Raw genomic sequence first — 18,897 nt, 5'->3', positions numbered from 1 at the left:
TAAGGCGGGGATATCCCCGCCTTTACTCGTCCTCCAGCACGCTTTTGAACGTGGTGAGGAATGTGAGATCCTCCTGTTTCACGCGCACATTGGAGGCAATGGTCTTGCCTGAACTGTTGGTAATGCTGATCTCGATCAGGGTACCTTCGTCCATAAAGCCGTCTTTGGAAGCGGCTTTTACAAAGTTCATAAGCTTGGGATGATTGGTCTTAAATTGTTCCCAGGCTGGTTTCAGCTGTAATAATAGCATTGGATTCATCTTATATTCACCTCGCCACAAGTGTAACACAGGGGTGAGGAAATTTCTACCCGGAATCCAGGATTTTATGATATGATGATGGAAGAAGTAGCTGTTCCCAGGGCACCTGTGAATGGCAACGGAAGAAATGAATCCGGAAAGGAAATGATCCAAATGAAGTTTATCCACCTCTCAGACCTGCACATTGGAAAGCGGGTCAATGAATTCCCTATGCTGGAGGATCAAAAATATATATTAAAGGAAATCCTGTCCATAATAGACCAGGAAAAGCCGGATGGCGTGCTGATTGCCGGGGATGTGTATGATAAACCGGTGCCGCCTGCCGAGGCAGTGCAGGTTTTTGACGCATTTCTTACCAGTCTGGCGGACCGGAATCTGCCTGTGTTTGTGATCAGCGGAAACCACGACAGTCCCGAGCGTCTGGCCTTCGGGGCGCAGCTTATGGCCGGACGGGGCGTGTACATGTCGCCTGTGTTTGACGGGCATGTGGAGCCGGTGCGGATGAATGACCAATATGGAAGCGTATCCGTGTACATGCTTCCCTTTGTAAAGCCTGCGGTTGTGAGGCGGTGCTATCCCGGCCGGGAGGCAGAGACCTTTGACCATGCGGTAAGGTGTGTGCTGGAAAACATAACCGGAGAAGGTTTTTTTGCAGACGAACGGAACATACTGATGGCTCACCAGTTTGTGATGGGTGCTTCGGCCTGTGATTCTGAGGAACTGTCCATAGGAGGACTGGAACAGGTCAGTGCAGACCTGTTCCGGGATTTTGACTATGTGGCCCTGGGGCACATACACGGCCCCCAGAAGATCGGGCGGGAGACCATGCGCTATTGCGGTACGCCTCTTAAGTATTCTTTTTCAGAGGCAGGACATAAGAAATCAGTGACCGTGGTGGAACTGTTTGAAAAGGGGAATGTTTCCGTTTCCGTCAGGCCCCTTCATCCACTTCACGACATGAGGGAGATCAAAGGCAGCTACAGCCAGGTTACGGACCGGGGATTCTATGCAGGGACCGCCACGGATGATTACCTGCACATTACATTGACGGATGAGGAGGATATACTGGATGCCATTGGAAAGCTGCGGTCCATTTATCCCAATGTAATGAAACTGGATTACGACAACCGGCGTACCAGGGCCGGGCAGACCGTGGACACTGCGGGGGAGATACACAAGTCTCCCATGGAACTGTTTGGGGAGCTTTATGAGCTTCAGAATAACCAGCCCATGAGCGGAAAACAGGAAGAATATTCCAGGAAGCTGATGGAAGGGATCTGGGAGGACATAAATTGAGACCGACAAAACTGACCATATCCGCATTCGGGCCATATGCGGGAGAGATACAACTGGATATGGAGGCCCTTGGGGACCGGGGGCTGTATCTTATTACAGGGGATACAGGCGCCGGAAAGACTACAATCTTTGATGCCATCACCTTTGCACTCTATGGAAATGCCAGCGGTGAGAGCCGCAGGCCCAGGATGCTGAGAAGCAAATATGCACCCATGGATGGACGGACATTTGTGGAAATGGCATTTTTATATAACGGTTTGGAGTATTTGGTGCGGCGGAATCCCGAATACATGCGTGCAAAGCAGAGGGGCGAGGGCGAGACAAGGGAAAAGCCGGATGCAGTTCTGTATATGCCGGACGGCCGGGTCATTACCGGGGATAAGGCAGTGACCCAGGAGACGGAGTGGCTTCTGGGCCTTAGCAGGGAGCAGTTTTCACAGATCGCCATGCTGGCCCAGGGCAGTTTTTCACGTCTCCTCTCAGGCAAGACTGAGGACCGGGGACTGATATTCCGGGAAATTTTTGGGACACGCCCTTACCAGCAGTTCCAGGAAAAGCTGAAGGAGCAGGCAAAAGGCCTGTACGGCCAGTATCTGGACAGCAGGAAAAGCATTGAACAGTATACCGGCGGAGTGATGCCTCATGAAGAACGTGAGGACCTGTCGATCCGCTGGAAGGAGGCGCAGCAGGGAAGCCTGGAGGGGATGCTGGGGATTCTGGAGCAGATGATCGATGCGGACAGCCGGGAGGAGGCCGGTGCGGATGACCGGATGAAGGAAGTGCGGGAGGAAATGGCCACCCTGGGCCTTTTGCTGGGCAGGGCCCAGTCAGCGGTCCGTATTCTTCTGGATTTAGATTCAGCCAGAAAGACTGCGGAGGAAAATGCACCTCTTTTGAAAGCCGCCGGAGAGCTGTATGAAAGGGAGAAAGGGCGCCAAAAGGAGCGGGACAGTCTGATCGGATCCATCTCCAAAATGGAGGAGGCCATGAAATCCTATGTCCAGTATGATGAACTGACAGGCAGCATCCGGTCATGGAACAGCCGTATTGTGAAGCTTGAGGAAGCTGTGCTTACCGCCTGTAAGGAGGAAGATCAATGGCGCAGGCGCCTGGCCCAGGATGAGGCGGAGCTGGAGGCATTAAAACACGCAGGCGAGGAATATCAGGCCGCCCAGGCTGCCATGGATAAGCTGGCGGATTACAGGGCTCGCGTGGAGACACTGGACACGGAGCTCAAAGAGTATCACAGGGAAAAACAGTGTCTGGAGCAGGCCCAGGAAAGATACAAAAGGGCAGATGAGGAGCGGCGGAAGGCGGATGCTGCTTACAGAAGCATTTACCAGAAATTTCTGGACAACCAGGCGGGGATCCTGGCCAGGGAACTGACGGATGGAAGCCCCTGCCCGGTGTGCGGTTCCGTGTCCCATCCGTCTCCGGCCCCGTTTGCGGGGGTGGGGGAAGATGTGACAAAGGAACGGGTGGACCAGGCTGCAAAAGAGTCTGAGGAAAAGAACAGGACCGCATCGGCCATGAGCCTGGAAGCAGGGAAATTGGCAGGAGGCCTTCAGACCCGCTATACCAGGATGCGTCAGCAGATAGACCTTGAAGTGAGTTCATGGAAGGATTCGTGGAGGGAACGTCTGTCACAGGCGGAGTCAGGGGAGCGGCAGGGAGGACTGGGGCAGCATTTTCTGAGAACATGGGAGGAAATGTTAGGTGAGCTGAAAGGACAGCTAATACGGCAGGAGGATGCCGGCCGAAGGCGGGTGGCTGACACCAAAGTCCGGGTCCGCAGAAAGGAAGAACTGGAACAGGGCAAGGCAGGACGCAGAAAATCCATGGAGGATGCCGGGGAGAAAAGGCAGAATGCCCAAAAGCTTCTCATAGAAGCCCAGGAATTCCAAAAGGGCCTGGACCGCCAGCTGAAGGAACTGGCGGAAACTCTCCCATTTGGGGACAGGGACCAGGCGCAGGCAGAGCTGGCCCACAAGCGCGGCGTCCTGGCGCAGATGGAGCAGGCATACAAAGAGGCGGAAATGCAGTACAATGAACGAAGCCGCACAGCCATGGATGCCCAGGCCAAGACAGAGGCCCTGCGGGCACAGCTGGAAGATATAAAACACCGGGGGAGCAGACGCGGGCAAGGATATAAAACAGCCGGGGGAGACAAAACAACCGGAGGGCGCGGAATCGGCAGGAGATGCGGTCACGGATCTGCAGAACCGGATGGCCCGGTTATCCCAGGCTCAGAACGCCGCCAAGTCAGAGCTGGAGGCATTGGAACAAAAACGAAGCCGGGTCCACCACCGCCTGGAGACCAACCGCATGGCATTCAGCCGGATCATGAGGCAGAAGGATGCCATGGAGGAGATACAGCAGCAATGGAACTGGGTGAAATCCCTGTCCGATACCGCTTCAGGGGAAGTGGGAGGCAAAGAAAAGATCACCTTTGAAACCTATGTCCAGATGGCATATTTTGAGAGGATCATAGCCAGGGCCAACACCAGGTTCATGGTCATGAGCGGCGGCCAATATGAGCTGAAACGCTGTGTTGAGGAGGACAACCGGGGAAAGAGCGGCCTGGGGCTGAATGTAATAGACCATTACAATGGCACGGAGCGGAGCGTCAAGACCTTGTCCGGCGGGGAATCCTTCCAGGCATCCCTGTCTCTTGCCCTGGGGCTCTCAGACGAGATCCAGTCAGCGGCAGGGGGGATCCGTCTGGATACCATGTTTGTGGATGAAGGTTTTGGATCCCTGGATGAGGATACCCTGAACCTTGCCATGAAAGCCCTGGGGGATCTGGCGGAGGGAAGGCGCCTGGTGGGGATCATTTCCCATGTGTCCGAGTTAAAGGAACGGATCGAGCGCCAGATCGTGGTGGTTAAGGAAAAGAGCGGTGGCAGCAAGGCATGGGTCCAGGTTTGAAGGCCGGATGCGTGCTGAAGGGCGCCGGAATAAGGAGCAGTTTGATATGGATCATACGGACCGGTTTATTAAAGGCATACGGATTGACTGGGACAGTGAACTGTATTATGAACGATACGGGGGCAGGTCCCTTCACGAGCAGTCCCACGGAGAAAGCTTTCTTTCCCTGATGCAGAATACCTTTGAGGAAATATTGGAGGAATAAAGATGGAAATGAGAAGAAAAGAACGGGAGATAGCGGACAGGGACAGCATCCTTAAGATCATACGGGAGTGTCAATGCTGCAGGATCGCGCTGGCTGACGGAAGGTGCCCATATATCGTGCCTGTAAATTTTGGATATGACAGTGCCGGCAATGTATTATACTTTCATGGCGCGGCGGAGGGAAGGAAAATGGACTTGATCCGCAAAAACGGATGTGCCGGTTTTGAGATGGACACGGCACATGAACTGGTGAGGGCGGATGCGGCCTGCGGTTTCTCATTCCGCTACCGGAGTATTGTGGGGGAGGGAAGGATCGCTGTGGTGGAGGATCCGGAGGAGAAACGGCACGGACTGGACTGTATCATGAAGCATATGTCCGGAACCGGAACCTGGGAATATCCTGACGCAATGCTTCGGCGCACTGCGGTCATACGCCTGGATGTGGAGAAGCTGTGCGCCAAGGCGAATGAATAATAATGAAAGGAAACATATGCTTTTAAATGACATTGTGCAGGCAGTCCTTGAGGAATGTCCTGTGGAGAATCAGAAATACACGGATGAGGTTGCAGAGGAGGCAAAGGGACAGCGGGTGGAATTTGACACGGTCACCTTTGTAAGATGCCGGTTCACGGACTGTGATTTTACAGGGGCATCCTTCTGCAATGTCTTATTTGACAATTGCGATTTTTCCAACTGTACCTTTGGGGACAGCTATTGGAAAAACACAAAGGCAAAGGGCTGTAAAGGGGACGGAAGCCGGTTTACCAATTCCAGCTTCAAGTGGGTGACGTTTCAGGAATGCCAGTTCCGCTATGCCAATTTTTCCACGGCATACTGGGAATTCTGTGAGATCACCTGCTGCTGCCTTAGGGAGTCCTTTTTGTCCGAGGTAAAATTCAAGAAAACAACGTGTTCCAAAACAGATCTGACTCAGACGGATTTTTTCAGAACACCCTTAAAAGGAATGGACTTGTCAGACTGCACCATTGACAATATAATGGTATCAGACCAGTACACGGAACTTTCAGGTGTCAAGGTGAACCTTTTTCAGGCAGCGGAGCTGGCAAAGCTGATGGGGGTCAAAATCGTATAGGGCGGCACGCCCCGGGAAGTAGTGCATGGAGCAGTACGGAATAACATTGATAAAACGCAGGAGGTCGTCAGTATGGTAGAACAAAAGACAATAGAAGCATTTCTGGAGGTACTGTCCTCTAAACAGCCTGTGCCGGGCGGCGGCGGGGCATCGGCCCTGGCAGGGGCCCTGGGCAATGCCCTTGGCCGGATGGTGGGAAACCTGACCATTGGAAAGAAAAAGTATGCGGATGTGGAGGAAGAGATACAGGGGCTTCTATCCAGGATGGAAAAGATGCAGGCCCAGTTTGTGGCCCTGGCAGACAGGGATGCAGAGGTGTTTGCCCCACTGGCCCAGTGCTACAGCCTTCCTTCCGCCACGCCGGAGGAAAAGGCTTATAAGGAAAAGGTGATGGAAGAACGCCTGCTGGACGCAAGCTGTGTTCCGCTGGAGATCATGGAACGGGCAGTGGAAATGCTGGATATCCTGGAAGTCCTGGGGGAAAAGGGAAGCCGGCTGGCAATCAGTGACGTGGGAGTGGGTGTGCAGTTTATCCGCACCGCGGTCCTGGGAGCCGTGATGAATGTGTATATCAATACGAAGTCCATGAAGAACAGGGATAAGGCAGAGGACCTGAATGCCAGGGCAGAGCGGTTGATCGAAGAGGGAACAGCCAGGGCGGACCGGATCTATGCCGGGGTTTTGGAACAGCTGAAGTGAGAAACGGTAAAATGCAGACACGTTTTGGAGTGAACAGTTGGCAACAGGAAGGAGACAACAATGGAGATACTAAAGGGGGCGGAGGTTTCTGCCAAGATTAGGGAGCAGGGTGCACAGATGCTTTCCCGGCTGGGAGAGCATGTGCCGAAACTTGCAATTGTCAGGGTGGGAGAGCGGCCGGACGACATGTCATATGAGCGGGGCGCCACAAAAAAGATGGAGAGCTTCGGACTCAGGGTACAGTCCTATGTGTTCCCGGAAGATGTGTCGGACCAGGAGTTTAAACAGGAATTTCATAAGATCAACCGTGATGAGGATGTGACAGGGATCCTGCTGCTGCGCCCCCTGCCAAAACAGATTGTGGAAGCCGACATTGAGAAGATGATCGATCCTTCAAAAGACCTGGACGGCATCTCCCCGTCCAACATCGCAAAGGTGTTTGCAGGAGACAGCACGGGATTTGCCCCCTGTACCGCGGAGGCGGTTATTGAGGTGCTGAAAGCAAACAATATCCCTATTACAGGAAAGCGTGTGACGATCGTGGGCCGCAGTATGGTGGTTGGCCGCCCCTTGTCCATGCTGATGCTGAAAGAAAATGCAACCGTTACCATTTGCCACACCAGGACAAGGGAACTGGAAGCAACCTGCCGTGACGGAGAGATCCTTGTAGCCGCCGCAGGCCGTGCCAAAATGCTGGACAGCCGGTATGTGGGCCGTGACGCGGTTGTGATCGATGTGGGGATCAATGTGGATGAGAACGGTAAGCTGTGCGGGGATGTGGATTTTGATTCCATTTCAGAGACGGCTTCCATGGCTACACCCGTACCTGGCGGCGTGGGTGCGGTGACTACCGCGGTGCTGGCCAAGCATCTGCTCTGTGCAGCTCTTCGCAGAGCCGGCCTGGAAGGCTGAAAGGAAATTCTTTGCTAATTCCCGCATTTTCCTCTTGCTAAACTTAAAAAATGCATTATAATATAAAATGTTAAATATTTTTATAGTTATGCATTTTCATGCATAAAAGAAAAGAGGAGAGTAATTATGAAGAAGAAAATGATAGCTCTGACCATGGCAGCGCTTATGGCAGCTTCCCTGACCGCATGCGGCGGCGGTGCAAAAGAAACCACTGCAGCAACTACAGCAGCAGACACAACGGCAGCAGATACAGCAGATACAACGGCAGCTGAAAACGCAGAGACATCAGCTGAGGCAGCAGATACAGAGGCAGCCGGCGGTGTTCTGGTTATGGCTACTAATGCAGAGTTCCCGCCATATGAGTACCATGACGGCGGCGAGATCGTTGGTATTGATGCGGAGATCGCAAAGGCAATTGCAGGCGAACTGGGCATGGAACTGGAGATTGAAGATATTGCATTTGATTCCATTATTCCTGAGATCACTTCCGGCAAGGCTGATATGGGCCTGGCAGGCATGACTGTTACAGAGGACCGCAAGCAGTCCGTAGACTTCTCCGATACCTATGCAAAGGCGTCCCAGAAGGTAATTGTAAAAGAGGACAGCGAGATTGCTTCCCCGGATGACCTGGCAGGCAAGATTGTAGGCGTTCAGCTTGGAACCACCGGCGACATCTATGTATCTGACCTGGAAGCAGACGGCACCACGGTAGAGCGTTACAACAAGGGCTTTGAGGCTGTTCAGGCATTAAGCCAGGGCAAAATCGATGCGGTTGTGATCGATGGCGAGCCTGCCAAGACGTTTGTTGCACAGACCGAAGGCTTAAAGATCCTTGAGGAGTCCTTTACAGATGAGGAATATGCGATTGCTGTAAAGAAGGGCAATACAGAGCTGTTAGACAAGATCAACGGCGCATTAAAGACCCTGAAGGAAAACGGTACTCTGGATGAGATCGTTGCTAAGTATATCAAGGCAGAATAATTGACTGATATAACGACATGAGGGTGCCGGCAGTGGCATGATTGGCCGGTATCGGACTGCCGCAGTACTGTCTTCGGCAGTCTGCGGCAGTTTTTACGATTTATTATAGAAGAAAGAGCAGAGGACGATTAGCATGTGGAATACGTTTACAGATGCATTTTACCTGAACTTTGTTTCTGAGAACCGGTGGAAATATCTCACGGACGGTTTGAAGACAACATTGATTATCACACTGTTTGCCTGTCTTATGGGCATTGTGCTGGGCTTCATTGTGGGCATGATCCGCTCCACCTATGAAAAGACCCACAAACTGAAACTGTTAAATGCCATCTGCAAAGTGTATCTGACCGTAATCCGCGGCACGCCCGTGGTGGTACAGCTGCTGATCATCTACTTTGTGGTGTTTGGCAGTGCCAGGATCGACAAGGTGCTGGTGGCCATTATGGCATTTGGCATCAACTCAGGCGCTTATGTGGCTGAGATATTCCGAAGCGGTATCATGTCCATTGACGCGGGACAGATGGAGGCAGGACGCAGTCTGGGCTTTAACTATGTACAGACCATGTGGTACATCATCATGCCCCAGGCATTTAAGACCGTGCTCCCGACCCTGTGCAACGAGTTCATTTCCCTGTTAAAGGAAACCTCCGTATCCGGTTATATTGCCATCCAGGATCTGACAAAGGGCGGCGATATTATCCGAAGCAGGACATACAGCGCTTTCATGCCTTTGATCGCGGTAGCCCTTGTGTATCTGGTCATTGTCATGATATTTACAAAACTGATCCAGATCCTGGAAGGGAGGTTAAGGCAGAATGAGCGGTAATTTGAACAGAGAGCCATTGATCCAGGTACAGAATCTGGGTAAAAGCTTTGGCGACATCCATGTATTAAAGGGAATCAATGTAAATATATACAAAGGTGATGTGGTGTTTGTGGTAGGCCCTTCCGGTTCGGGCAAAAGTACGTTCCTGAGATGTCTGAACCTTCTGGAGGAACCCACACAGGGCCAGATCTATTTTGAGGGGACCGATATAACGGATCCCAAGACAGACATTGACAAGCACCGCCAGAAGATGGGCATGGTGTTTCAGCAATTTAACCTGTTCCCCCATATGGATATCATGAAGAACCTGACCATTGCTCCCATGAAGCTCCAGGGAAAAAGCGCCCAGGAGGCGGAGGCGGAGGCCATGACGCTTTTGGAGCGTGTGGGCCTGGCCGACAGGGCTCATGCGTATCCAAGCCAGCTGTCCGGCGGTCAGAAGCAGCGTATTGCCATTGTCAGGGCATTGTGCATGAAACCGGATGTGATGCTGTTTGACGAGCCCACGTCCGCCCTGGATCCGGAAATGGTAGGCGAGGTATTAAGCGTTATGCGTGATCTGGCCAAGGAAAAGATGACCATGGTGGTGGTTACCCACGAGATGGGATTTGCCAGGGAGGTGGCCAACCGCGTAATGTTTATGGATGAAGGGTATTTCATGGAGGAAGCTGCGCCGGAAGAGTTTTTCGGCAATCCTAAGAATGAGAGACTGAAATCATTCCTCAGCAAGGTGCTGTAACATAACAGGTACTTCATATATAGCAGGGCCGCTGCCCTTGGCCGGAAGCAGAAATGTTTCCGGTCAAGGGCAGCGGCCTTTTTGTATATTGTGTCAGATTTCGCAAATCCTATATCTGAGGGAAATCCCCGCAGTCCATATCCTGGGGCTTCTGGGGGTCGAACTTGTCTAAAAGGGCGGAAAGCCTTACCAGGCAGTCATCCATCTCAGACAGCTCCTCCCTGGTAAAGCCGGAAAGCCCAGCCATGGTGCAGCTGAGCATGGCTTCCTTTAACTGCTGCACGATCCTGACGCCGGTGGGAGTGATGGTCAGATAGACCTGGCGCCGGTTCCTGTGGTCATGCTGTCTTTCCACCAGCTGCTTTTCCTCCAGGTCATTGACCAGTTTGGTCAGCTGCTGTTTGGTGATCTCCAGTTCCGAGGCCAGCTCCGACATGGTGGGAGCCGGACGGCCCGGCTGGTTTAATACCACCAGGGCATGAAAGGCCACGGAGTTGGCCTTGATCTGGTTCTGCTGCTGGTACCTGCCCTTTGCCAGGTTAAAAAATGAGATGATAAATTCCAGGAAATGTTCCCCCACAGTTCTGGAATCAGGTGTATGATCAGTCATTAATGTAACTACCTCCTCTGTGAGTCCTCTTTTCACGTTTTATCACATAACGGGAGAAATGTCAATAAATATTAAAAGTAAATAAAAATTTACTATAAATCATTGACAAAATTTGCATTTCGTATTATCTTACATGTGAACGGAAACAAAAAATACGGGGATGCGTAGGAAGACGCATCACAGAGTATGAGAAGAGAAAAGGAGAACATATATGGGTACAAGTGAAGACGGCAAGAGAACAGCCGGCGGCCCAGGTAATAAAAAGCCGTTTATCTACTATTATTTTTTAGTCATATTGATCGTCATGGTGTTAAATGCCTTGGTATTTCCCATGATGGAGCGCTCAATTGAGGTTCCCTACAGTGAATTTATCACACAGCTGGATTCCGGTAATGTGAAAGACGTGTACATGAGCAGCGATGAGACACAGGTCCAGTTTTCCACCAAGGACCAGCAGTGGAATGTGACTTACAAGACAGGCCCTGTGCCGGGTGATAATCTGGCCCAGCGTCTGGACACAGCTAAGTCGGAAGGAAAGGTGGAAAACTATACAAGGGAGATTCCCACAAAGGCTTCCCCGCTGCTGAGTTTCCTGATGTCATGGGTGGCGCCCATCCTGATGTTTGTGATCATCGGACAGATCATGGGACGCATGATGAGCAAGCGCATGGGCGGCAACAATGCCATGACTTTTGGAAAGTCCAATGCAAAGATTTATGCTGAAAATGAAACAGGGATCACATTTGCAGATGTGGCGGGCGAGGAGGAGGCCAAGGATGCGCTGAAGGAGATCGTGGATTTCCTGCACAATCCCCAGAAGTATGCGGACATTGGCGCAAACCTTCCCAAGGGCGCCCTTCTGGTGGGACCTCCCGGAACAGGTAAGACGCTGCTGGCAAGGGCTGTTGCAGGTGAAGCCCATGTGCCCTTTTTCTCCATATCAGGTTCTGAATTTGTGGAAATGTTTGTGGGCATGGGCGCGGCCAAGGTCAGGGACCTGTTTAAGCAGGCCAATGACAAGGCGCCCTGTATTGTATTCATTGATGAGATCGATACCATTGGAAAGAAACGTGACGGCGGCGGGATGGGCGGAAATGATGAGAGGGAGCAGACCCTGAACCAGCTTCTGACCGAGATGGACGGATTTGACGGCAAGAAGGGGGTTGTGATCCTGGCTGCCACCAACCGTCCGGAATCCCTGGACAAGGCCCTTCTGCGTCCGGGCCGGTTTGACCGGAGAGTGCCCGTGGAGCTGCCTGACCTGAAAGGGAGGGAAGCCATCTTAAAGGTACACGGACAAAATGTGAAGATGTCTGATGATGTGGATTACAATGCCATTGCCAGGGCAACGGCAGGAGCCAGCGGAGCGGAGCTGGCCAATATCATTAACGAGGCAGCCCTGAGAGCGGTGAGAATGGGCAGGGGAGCCGTGGTGCAGGCGGACCTGGAGGAAAGCGTAGAGACCGTCATTGCGGGATACCAGAAAAAGAACGCCGTGATCTCCCAGGAGGAGCGCAAGATCGTGGCATACCATGAGGTTGGCCATGCCCTGGTGGCGGCCTGCCAGACACACTCCGCACCGGTGCAGAAGATCACCATCATACCAAGGACATCCGGTGCATTGGGATATACCATGCAGGTGGAACAGGGAGAGCGGTATCTCATGAGCAAGGAGGAGGCGCTGAACAAGATCGCCACCTTTACAGGGGGACGGGCGGCTGAAGAACTCATTTTCCATTCCATCACCACAGGCGCATCCAATGATATTGAACAGGCCACAAGGATTGCCCGCTCCATGGTCACCCGGTACGGCATGACGGATGAATTTGATATGGTTGCCATGGAGACTGTAAACAACCAGTATCTGGGCGGTGACACCTCCCTGGCCTGTGCGCCGGAGACTGCCAGGCTCATAGATGAACAGGTTGTTAAGATCGTGAAAGAACAGCATGCCAAGGCTTTGGATATCCTTCGGAACAATAAAACCAGGCTCCATGAGATAGCTGCCCATCTGCTGGAGAAGGAGACTATTACCGGCGAGGAATTTATGGAGATCTTTAACAGGGTGCAGGAAGCGTGATCCTGAATACGGATTCTTGTATTGCAGCCCCGGGACAGATGCAATTTAAATTTGCATTTGCCCCGGGGCTGTGTTATTCTTAAATCATAGACAGGGTGGGGGCGTTTGGAATGTGCTCCGTATCTGTGCCTTGAGATAAGCAGATGGTACCCTCAGCAGGCAGGGGATATATTTACCTTTGTCCATTGAGGGTAGGAATAGATGATGGATAAGATGGATTTTGGATGAGGAGAGAGGCAGCAGAGAGACGGGATCAAGTACAGGATGGGCCAGGCCCTGCCGTATACTGACAGATGAAAGGCAGGAATAAGGAATGGGTAAAATTTTGGACATGCTTTATGCAGGAGAGCTGCACCCCGCGGACAGTGTGATACAGGGCTGTGAGGAATATGATGAAATGTGCAGGGAATCATTGAAGGAGATGGAACGTTTCACGGAACGGCTGGATGAGGATATGAGGGCTGAGTTTGACACTCTGATGGAGCATTACCTGGAGCTGACTTTCATGGAGAAATCCCATACATTCAGCCATGGGTTCCGTTTGGGAGCCGGAATTATGTGCGAGGTATTTTGCGAAAACGGGCGGGACCAAGCCTGAAATATAAGTGTAGCTTAAGAATATGAGTGGGGATTGCTGATAAATCAAAGTGGATGTACTTTATTGTGTAAAAATAGGTTGAAATTACTGGTTAATATTGACAATGATGGAAAAAGTGATATACTTAACTACGTATTTGTGTTACTTTTAACAGGGTAGGACAGCGATGGAGCGTCAGGAAGAAGATGGTACGGCTTTGTATAGTATTGCGGCACTGTCAGAACCTGACGTATTTTCGGTCCCGGAGCGTGTTTGATCATTGTTTTCCGTCAGATATGTTTTCTGTTTGTGGGAGATTTGAACCAAATAAAGGACGCATAGCAAGGGATGCAGCCTGAATTTTGGCTGAATATACCGCAAAGCAGGATGGACAGACGGCGGAGATGGATGTTCAAACAGGGTCTGACCCTAAAATTACAGTGTACTTTCGGAACCTCCGATCGTACGCGACACTTCATGGAGGAGAGTACTATGAAATTACGTAAGTTTGTCAGCGTGGCCCTGGCCGGTGTGATGACACTGTCATTAGCAGCCTGCGGCGGATCCAAGACAGCGGAGACCACAGCGGCACCGGACACCACAGCAGCAGTGGAGTCATCTGCGGCAGCAGGCGGGGCTGAGACAGAGGCCACGGAACCAGCGCCTGCGGGCGGTGTGGCCAAGGAAGATCTGAAGGTTGGTTTTGTCTACATAGGCGATGAGAATGAGGGATATACAGCTGCCCACTATGCCGGCGCCATGGAGATGAAGGAGGCACTGGGCCTGTCTGACGATCAGATCATTGTTAAGTGGAACATTCCAGAGGATGAGACAGCCAAGGATGCAGCCATGGACCTGGCAGACCAGGGATGCCAGATCGTATTTGCCAACAGTTTTGGACATGAGTCCTATGTGATCGAGGCAGCCAAGGAGTATCCTGAGGTTCAGTTCTGCCATGCTACCGGTTTCCAGGCGGCTTCCAGCGGTCTGAGCAATATGCATAACTATTTTACATCTATTTATGAAGCTCGTTACGTGTCAGGCGTGGTTGCAGGCCTTAAACTGAACCAGATGATCGAGGACGGCACAGTGGCCAAGGATGCCTGCAAGATCGGATATGTGGGCGCTTATCCATATGCTGAGGTTATCAGCGGATATACATCCTTCTTCCTGGGCGTGCGTTCCGTATGCCCGGATGCCACCATGGAAGTTAAGTATACCAACAGCTGGGCCAGCTTTGATCTGGAGAAAGAGGCCGCAGATGCTTTGATTTCCGATGGATGTGTGCTGATCAGCCAGCATGCGGATACCACCGGCGCACCTACTGCCTGTGAGGCAGCCGGCGTTCCCTGTGTAGGCTACAACATTTCCATGATCGCAACCGCTCCCAAGCAGGCTCTCACATCCGCTTCCAACAACTGGGGCGCATATGTGACCGAGGCTGTAAAGCATGTCCTGGATGGAACCGAGATCCCGGTAGACTGGTGCAAGGGCTTCTCTGACGGCGCTGTTCTTATCACTGAACTGAATGAAGCTGCTGTTGCCCCGGGAACCAAGGAAAAGGTAGAGGAAGTGGAACTTAAGCTGGCATCCGGCGAGCTTCACGTATTTGATACCTCAACCTGGACCCAGGATGGCAAGACACTGGATACCTACAAGAAGGATGGCAGTGATATCGAATACATTTCCGATGGATATTTCCATGAGTCAGAGTTTGCGTCTGCTCCTGCCTTCGATATCCTGATCGATGGAATCAAGACAATTGACAACTAAATTCCCGCTGGGGATCAATTGGGCTGTAAAAGCGGAGCCACGCCACTGGCTCCGCTTTTTTCCACGAAGCAATGAACCATGGAAAATAAAGTGAAAAGAGATTTTCTCCTGTATAGTAAGAAAGTTTCTTTTGGTTTTATTTCAGATGGAAGAGGATACGCAAGAAAATAGAAGAAAATGGAGGTCTGCCGGGTGAGCGAAACATATGCAATTGAACTGAAAAACATCACAAAACGATTCGGCAAGGTTACTGCAAACCACAAGGTATGTCTTTCCGTTAAGCGGGGAGAGATACTGTCCATTCTGGGCGAGAACGGAAGTGGGAAGACCACTCTCATGAACATGATCTCAGGGATCTATTATCCGGATGAGGGACAGATATTTGTAAATGGAAACGAGGTGACCATCCGTTCCCCCAAGGATTCCTTTACACTGGGGATCGGCATGATCCATCAGCATTTCAAACTGGTGGATGTCCTGACAGCGGCGGAGAACATCATCCTTGGTCTGGCAGGCAAAGAGGTCCTGGATATGAAAGGCGTGACTGCCAGGATCAATGAGCTCACAGCCAGATACGGCTTTGACCTGGATCCCGGCCAGAAGATCTATACCATGTCCGTGTCCCAGAAACAGACCGTGGAAATCGTCAAGCTTCTGTACCGGGGAGTGGATATCCTGATCCTGGACGAGCCCACCGCTGTGCTGACGCCCCAGGAAACGGACAAGCTCTTTGCGGTTTTGCGAAATATGCGCCAGGCAGGCCATTCCATTATCATCATCACCCATAAGCTTCACGAGGTGCTGGCGCTGTCCGACCGTGTTTCCGTCCTGCGCAAGGGACAGTACATAGGGACCGTACAGACCAGTGAAGCTACGGAGGAATCCCTTACCGAGATGATGGTTGGGAAAAAGGTAAGCCTTAACATTGACCGGCCAATGCCGGTGAACCCGCAGAAACGTCTGGAGGTATCGGGTGTCACCTGCGTGGACAAGGAAGGGATTAAGACCCTGGACCAGGCTTCTTTTACTGCATACAGCGGGGAAATACTGGGAGTAGCGGGGATCGCGGGAAGCGGGCAAAAGGAACTGCTGGAGTCCATTGCAGGGCTTATGCACATGGAATCGGGCGCCATCACCTACTACCCTCCCGAGGGAGGGGAAAAGAACCTGGCAGGCATGAGCGCTGCGGCTATCAGCAAGCTGGGAGTAAAGCTTTCCTTTGTGCCTGAGGACCGGCTGGGCATGGGGCTGGTGGGCTCCATGGACATGACGGACAACATGATGCTCAGGGGATACAGGAAGGGGCGTTTGTTTTTTGCCGACAGGAAAACGCCCAAGACCCTGGCTGAACATATTATAGAGGAACTGGAGGTGGTGACGCCGGGGGTTTCCACGCCTGTGCGCAAGCTGTCAGGAGGCAATGTGCAGAAGGTTTTGGTGGGGCGTGAGATTTCCTCCAACCCCAAGGTGCTGATGGTGGCATATCCGGTCCGGGGACTGGATATCAATTCTTCCTATACAATCTACCATCTTCTCAATGAGCAGAAGCAGCAGGGGGCTGCTGTGATCTGTGTGGGCGAGGACCTGGACGTTCTGCTGGAGCTGTGCGACAGGATCCTGGTGCTGTGCGGCGGCCGGATCAGCGGCATTGTGGACGGCCGGACGGCAACTAAGGAAGAAGTGGGCCTGATGATGACAAAGGTAGGAGGTGGCTTAGATGAGTAAGGAGATAACCGCAGTATCCACAAGGGAACCTCTGATGCATATATCCAAGCGCGATGGGATTGAGCCATGGAAGGCATGGCTGATCAGGCTGGCTGCCGTTATTCTGGCGCTGGTGGTCTGTGCCGGTGTCATATTTGCTCTTACCGGGCTGAATCCCATTGAGGTATATAAAGGGATTTTTGACGGTGCAGTGGGCACCAAAAGGCGTATCTGGATGACCATCAGGGATACCCTGGTGCTTTTGTGCATTGCGATCGGTATCACGCCCGCATTTAAGATGCGGTTCTGGAACATTGGCGCCGAGGGGCAGGTACTGATCGGGGGCGTTACATCCGCTGCCATGATGATCTACTTGGGAAACTCCCTTCCCGCCATTGTGCTGTTTCCGCTGATGCTTTTGGGCAGCGCCCTGTCCGCCATGGTGTGGGCAGCGATCCCGGCATTTTTTAAGGCTTACTGGAATACCAATGAGACATTATTTACCCTGATGATGAACTACGTGGCCATGCAGGTGATCACCTACTGTATCATTTTCTGGGAGAACCCCAAGGGCTCCAATTCAGTGGGTACCATCAATTCCTCCACCCAGGGCGGCTGGCTTCCAAAGCTGTTCGGGCTGGATTACGGCTGGAACCTGGTCATTGTGCTGGCATTGACCCTGGCCATGTTCATTTACCTGAAATACAGCAAGCAGGGGTATGAGATCGCTGTTGTGGGCGAGAGCGAGAATACGGCCCGGTACGCGGGGATCAATGTAAAAAAGGTGATCCTGCGGACCATGGCCTTATCCGGCGCCATCTGCGGAATTGCCGGATTTATCATTGTCAGCGGCGCAAGCCACACCATTTCCACCAGCACGGCGGGGGGACGGGGCTTTACGGCCATCATTGTTTCCTGGCTCAGCAAGTTTAATGCGTTTGCCATGATCCTGGTTTCATTTTTCCTGGTGTTCATGCAAAAGGGAGCGGGGCAGATCGCTTCCCAGTTTAATCTGAATGAAAATGCTTCTGATGTCATAACAGGTATCATCCTGTTCTTTATTCTGGGCTGTGAGTTCTTTATCAATTACAGGGTAGCTGTGCGCGGCAGGCATAAAGACCGGACGGTTTAGAAGGGAGGATGAGAATATGGGATTTTTAGTTATATTTATACAAAAGGCCATTGGGCAGGGGATCGGGATCCTGTACGGCGCCCTGGGGGAGATCATGACGGAAAAATCGGGAAACCTGAATCTGGGTATTCCGGGAATGATGTACATGGGCGGTATTGCCGGCCTGATCGGCGCATTTTTATATGAAAATTCAGTGGAGACGCCCAATGGGTTTGTGGGGCTTTTGATCTCCTTTTTCTGCGCATTTGCCTGCGCGGCCCTGGGAGGCCTGGTGTACAGCGTACTGACCATCACGCTGCGGGCAAACCAGAACGTAACCGGCCTGGCCCTGACCACATTTGGCGTGGGATTCGGCAACTTTTTCGGCGGTTCCCTGGCAAAGCTGGCAGGAGGCGTGGGACAGATTTCCGTGGCTGTCACTGGCGCGGCCTACAAGACGCCCATTCCCGGGCTTTCCAAACTGGGAGTGGTGGGGCAGGTGCTGTTCTCCTACGGATTTCTCACATATCTGGCAATCCTTCTGGCCATTGCACTTGCATTTTTCCTTAGCAAGACAAGGAAGGGACTTAACCTCAGGGCCGTGGGCGAAAGCCCGGCAACAGCTGATGCGGCCGGTATCAATGTCACTGCCTACAAGTATCTGGCAACCTGCATCGGGGGCGGGATCAGCGGTCTGGGCGGATTGTATTTTGTAATGGAGTATTCAGGGGGAACCTGGACCAACAACGGATTCGGCGACAGGGGATGGCTGGCCATTGCCCTTGTTATATTTGCACTGTGGAAGCCGGTGAATGCCATCTGGGGTTCCATCCTGTTTGGAGGCCTGTACATCCTGTACCTGTATATTCCGGGACTGGACAGAGGGGCGCAGGAAATTTTTAAAGCCCTTCCCTACGTTGTCACCATTGTGGTGCTGGTGATCACCAGCCTTAGAAAGAAGAGGGAGTACCAGCCGCCCCAGAGCCTGGGACTGGCGTATTTCAGAGAAGAGAGATAAAACAGGAAAGAGAGATAAAAACAGAGAAGAGGCAGGGACTGTATTTTGGGCAGCGGTTCCAGTCTCTTCCTTTTTTGGCGGCAATGA

The 18,897-nt window shown here is 52.2% G+C and carries 17 protein-coding genes and 1 pseudogene; 16 read left to right on the top strand and 2 right to left on the bottom strand.

All coding sequences use genetic code 11. The annotated features are described in order from the left end of the window. Positions 1-22: 22 nt before the first annotated feature. Complete coding sequence (locus HMPREF9469_RS13530; RefSeq protein WP_007862807.1) at positions 23-259, bottom strand: hypothetical protein; 237 nt, start codon at positions 257-259, stop codon at positions 23-25. A 153-nt stretch (positions 260-412) separates the two neighbouring features. On the opposite strand from HMPREF9469_RS13530, the gene HMPREF9469_RS13525 reads away from it, so the two are divergent. From HMPREF9469_RS13525 to HMPREF9469_RS13475, 10 genes and pseudogenes are all read left to right on the top strand, one after another. Beyond that, positions 413-1,555 (top strand): exonuclease SbcCD subunit D, encoded by a 1,143-nt coding sequence (locus HMPREF9469_RS13525; RefSeq protein WP_040416445.1) that lies wholly within the window; start codon positions 413-415, stop codon positions 1,553-1,555. Further along, positions 1,552-4,483, top strand: a pseudogene (locus tag HMPREF9469_RS13520) (AAA family ATPase). Before HMPREF9469_RS13525 ends, HMPREF9469_RS13520 begins: the two are co-directional and overlap by 4 nt. Continuing rightward, entirely contained in the window at positions 4,455-4,688 is a 234-nt protein-coding gene (locus tag HMPREF9469_RS32965; protein ID WP_040416325.1) for a hypothetical protein, read from the top strand. The pseudogene HMPREF9469_RS13520 and the gene HMPREF9469_RS32965 overlap by 29 nt, the downstream one beginning before the upstream one ends. Positions 4,689-4,696: 8 nt before the next feature. Next, positions 4,697-5,161: a pyridoxamine 5'-phosphate oxidase family protein gene (locus HMPREF9469_RS13505; protein WP_040416444.1), complete on the top strand. Its 465-nt coding sequence runs from the start codon at positions 4,697-4,699 to the stop codon at positions 5,159-5,161. A 16-nt stretch (positions 5,162-5,177) separates the two neighbouring features. Next, on the top strand, positions 5,178-5,780 hold the full coding sequence (locus HMPREF9469_RS13500) for a pentapeptide repeat-containing protein (RefSeq protein WP_007862796.1): 603 nt from the start codon (positions 5,178-5,180) through the stop codon (positions 5,778-5,780). A 72-nt stretch (positions 5,781-5,852) separates the two neighbouring features. After that, positions 5,853-6,479 carry a cyclodeaminase/cyclohydrolase family protein gene (locus HMPREF9469_RS13495; RefSeq protein ID WP_007862795.1) on the top strand — a complete coding sequence of 209 codons (627 nt, stop codon included), beginning with the start codon at positions 5,853-5,855 and terminating at the stop codon, positions 6,477-6,479. Between the two features lie 60 nt (positions 6,480-6,539). Beyond that, positions 6,540-7,391 (top strand): bifunctional 5,10-methylenetetrahydrofolate dehydrogenase/5,10-methenyltetrahydrofolate cyclohydrolase, encoded by an 852-nt coding sequence (locus HMPREF9469_RS13490; protein ID WP_007862794.1) that lies wholly within the window; start codon positions 6,540-6,542, stop codon positions 7,389-7,391. 126 nt (positions 7,392-7,517) lie between these two features. Continuing rightward, a complete protein-coding gene (locus tag HMPREF9469_RS13485; protein WP_007862793.1) occupies positions 7,518-8,372 on the top strand; it encodes a basic amino acid ABC transporter substrate-binding protein in 855 nt (284 codons plus the stop codon). A gap of 133 nt (positions 8,373-8,505) precedes the next feature. Next, positions 8,506-9,198 (top strand): amino acid ABC transporter permease, encoded by a 693-nt coding sequence (locus tag HMPREF9469_RS13480; RefSeq protein ID WP_007862792.1) that lies wholly within the window; start codon positions 8,506-8,508, stop codon positions 9,196-9,198. Next, a complete protein-coding gene (locus HMPREF9469_RS13475; RefSeq protein ID WP_007862791.1) occupies positions 9,188-9,937 on the top strand; it encodes an amino acid ABC transporter ATP-binding protein in 750 nt (249 codons plus the stop codon). Before HMPREF9469_RS13480 ends, HMPREF9469_RS13475 begins: the two co-directional genes overlap by 11 nt. Positions 9,938-10,046: 109 nt before the next feature. Here the strand turns inward: HMPREF9469_RS13475 and HMPREF9469_RS13470 are convergent, their stop codons facing one another. Next, positions 10,047-10,547, bottom strand: coding sequence for a MarR family transcriptional regulator (locus HMPREF9469_RS13470; RefSeq protein WP_007862790.1), 501 nt, complete (start codon positions 10,545-10,547; stop codon positions 10,047-10,049). Positions 10,548-10,758: 211 nt separating this feature from the next. Between HMPREF9469_RS13470 and ftsH the strand changes: the two genes are divergently transcribed. The 6 genes from ftsH to HMPREF9469_RS13440 all read left to right on the top strand — a co-directional run bounded on the left by ftsH (position 10,759) and on the right by HMPREF9469_RS13440 (position 18,810). After that, positions 10,759-12,627 carry an ATP-dependent zinc metalloprotease FtsH gene (gene ftsH, locus HMPREF9469_RS13465; protein ID WP_007862788.1) on the top strand — a complete coding sequence of 623 codons (1,869 nt, stop codon included), beginning with the start codon at positions 10,759-10,761 and terminating at the stop codon, positions 12,625-12,627. A gap of 313 nt (positions 12,628-12,940) precedes the next feature. Then, positions 12,941-13,225 (top strand): DUF6809 family protein, encoded by a 285-nt coding sequence (locus tag HMPREF9469_RS13460; protein ID WP_007862786.1) that lies wholly within the window; start codon positions 12,941-12,943, stop codon positions 13,223-13,225. A gap of 471 nt (positions 13,226-13,696) precedes the next feature. Then, positions 13,697-14,977 (top strand): BMP family ABC transporter substrate-binding protein, encoded by a 1,281-nt coding sequence (locus HMPREF9469_RS13455; protein ID WP_007862784.1) that lies wholly within the window; start codon positions 13,697-13,699, stop codon positions 14,975-14,977. A 192-nt stretch (positions 14,978-15,169) separates the two neighbouring features. Further along, the gene (locus tag HMPREF9469_RS13450) at positions 15,170-16,702 is read left to right on the top strand and encodes an ABC transporter ATP-binding protein (RefSeq protein WP_007862782.1); all 1,533 of its coding nucleotides are present in this window, start codon (positions 15,170-15,172) and stop codon (positions 16,700-16,702) included. Beyond that, complete coding sequence (locus HMPREF9469_RS13445) at positions 16,695-17,813, top strand: ABC transporter permease (protein ID WP_007862777.1); 1,119 nt, start codon at positions 16,695-16,697, stop codon at positions 17,811-17,813. Before HMPREF9469_RS13450 ends, HMPREF9469_RS13445 begins: the two co-directional genes overlap by 8 nt. A 16-nt stretch (positions 17,814-17,829) precedes the next feature. Continuing rightward, positions 17,830-18,810 (top strand): ABC transporter permease, encoded by a 981-nt coding sequence (locus tag HMPREF9469_RS13440; RefSeq protein WP_007862775.1) that lies wholly within the window; start codon positions 17,830-17,832, stop codon positions 18,808-18,810. Positions 18,811-18,897: the final 87 nt, after the last annotated feature.

This window comes from [Clostridium] citroniae WAL-17108, from assembly GCF_000233455.1.
Classification (GTDB): Bacteria; Bacillota; Clostridia; order Lachnospirales; family Lachnospiraceae; genus Enterocloster; species Enterocloster citroniae.
This window is presented reverse-complemented; position numbering and strand designations above follow the sequence as displayed.

Bases quoted from the DNA above. Each gene is read 5' to 3' on its own strand.
- HMPREF9469_RS13530 (WP_007862807.1), bottom strand. From the start codon at position 259: ATGAATCCAATGCTATTATTACAGCTGAAACCAGCCTGGGAACAATTT.
- HMPREF9469_RS13525 (WP_040416445.1), top strand. From the start codon at position 413: ATGAAGTTTATCCACCTCTCAGACCTGCACATTGGAAAGCGGGTCAAT.
- HMPREF9469_RS13505 (WP_040416444.1), top strand. From the start codon at position 4,697: ATGAGAAGAAAAGAACGGGAGATAGCGGACAGGGACAGCATCCTTAAG.
- HMPREF9469_RS13500 (WP_007862796.1), top strand. From the start codon at position 5,178: ATGCTTTTAAATGACATTGTGCAGGCAGTCCTTGAGGAATGTCCTGTG.
- HMPREF9469_RS13495 (WP_007862795.1), top strand. From the start codon at position 5,853: ATGGTAGAACAAAAGACAATAGAAGCATTTCTGGAGGTACTGTCCTCT.
- HMPREF9469_RS13490 (WP_007862794.1), top strand. From the start codon at position 6,540: ATGGAGATACTAAAGGGGGCGGAGGTTTCTGCCAAGATTAGGGAGCAG.
- HMPREF9469_RS13485 (WP_007862793.1), top strand. From the start codon at position 7,518: ATGAAGAAGAAAATGATAGCTCTGACCATGGCAGCGCTTATGGCAGCT.
- HMPREF9469_RS13480 (WP_007862792.1), top strand. From the start codon at position 8,506: ATGTGGAATACGTTTACAGATGCATTTTACCTGAACTTTGTTTCTGAG.
- HMPREF9469_RS13475 (WP_007862791.1), top strand. From the start codon at position 9,188: ATGAGCGGTAATTTGAACAGAGAGCCATTGATCCAGGTACAGAATCTG.
- HMPREF9469_RS13470 (WP_007862790.1), bottom strand. From the start codon at position 10,547: ATGACTGATCATACACCTGATTCCAGAACTGTGGGGGAACATTTCCTG.
- ftsH (WP_007862788.1), top strand. From the start codon at position 10,759: ATGGGTACAAGTGAAGACGGCAAGAGAACAGCCGGCGGCCCAGGTAAT.
- HMPREF9469_RS13460 (WP_007862786.1), top strand. From the start codon at position 12,941: ATGGGTAAAATTTTGGACATGCTTTATGCAGGAGAGCTGCACCCCGCG.
- HMPREF9469_RS13455 (WP_007862784.1), top strand. From the start codon at position 13,697: ATGAAATTACGTAAGTTTGTCAGCGTGGCCCTGGCCGGTGTGATGACA.
- HMPREF9469_RS13445 (WP_007862777.1), top strand. From the start codon at position 16,695: ATGAGTAAGGAGATAACCGCAGTATCCACAAGGGAACCTCTGATGCAT.
- HMPREF9469_RS13440 (WP_007862775.1), top strand. From the start codon at position 17,830: ATGGGATTTTTAGTTATATTTATACAAAAGGCCATTGGGCAGGGGATC.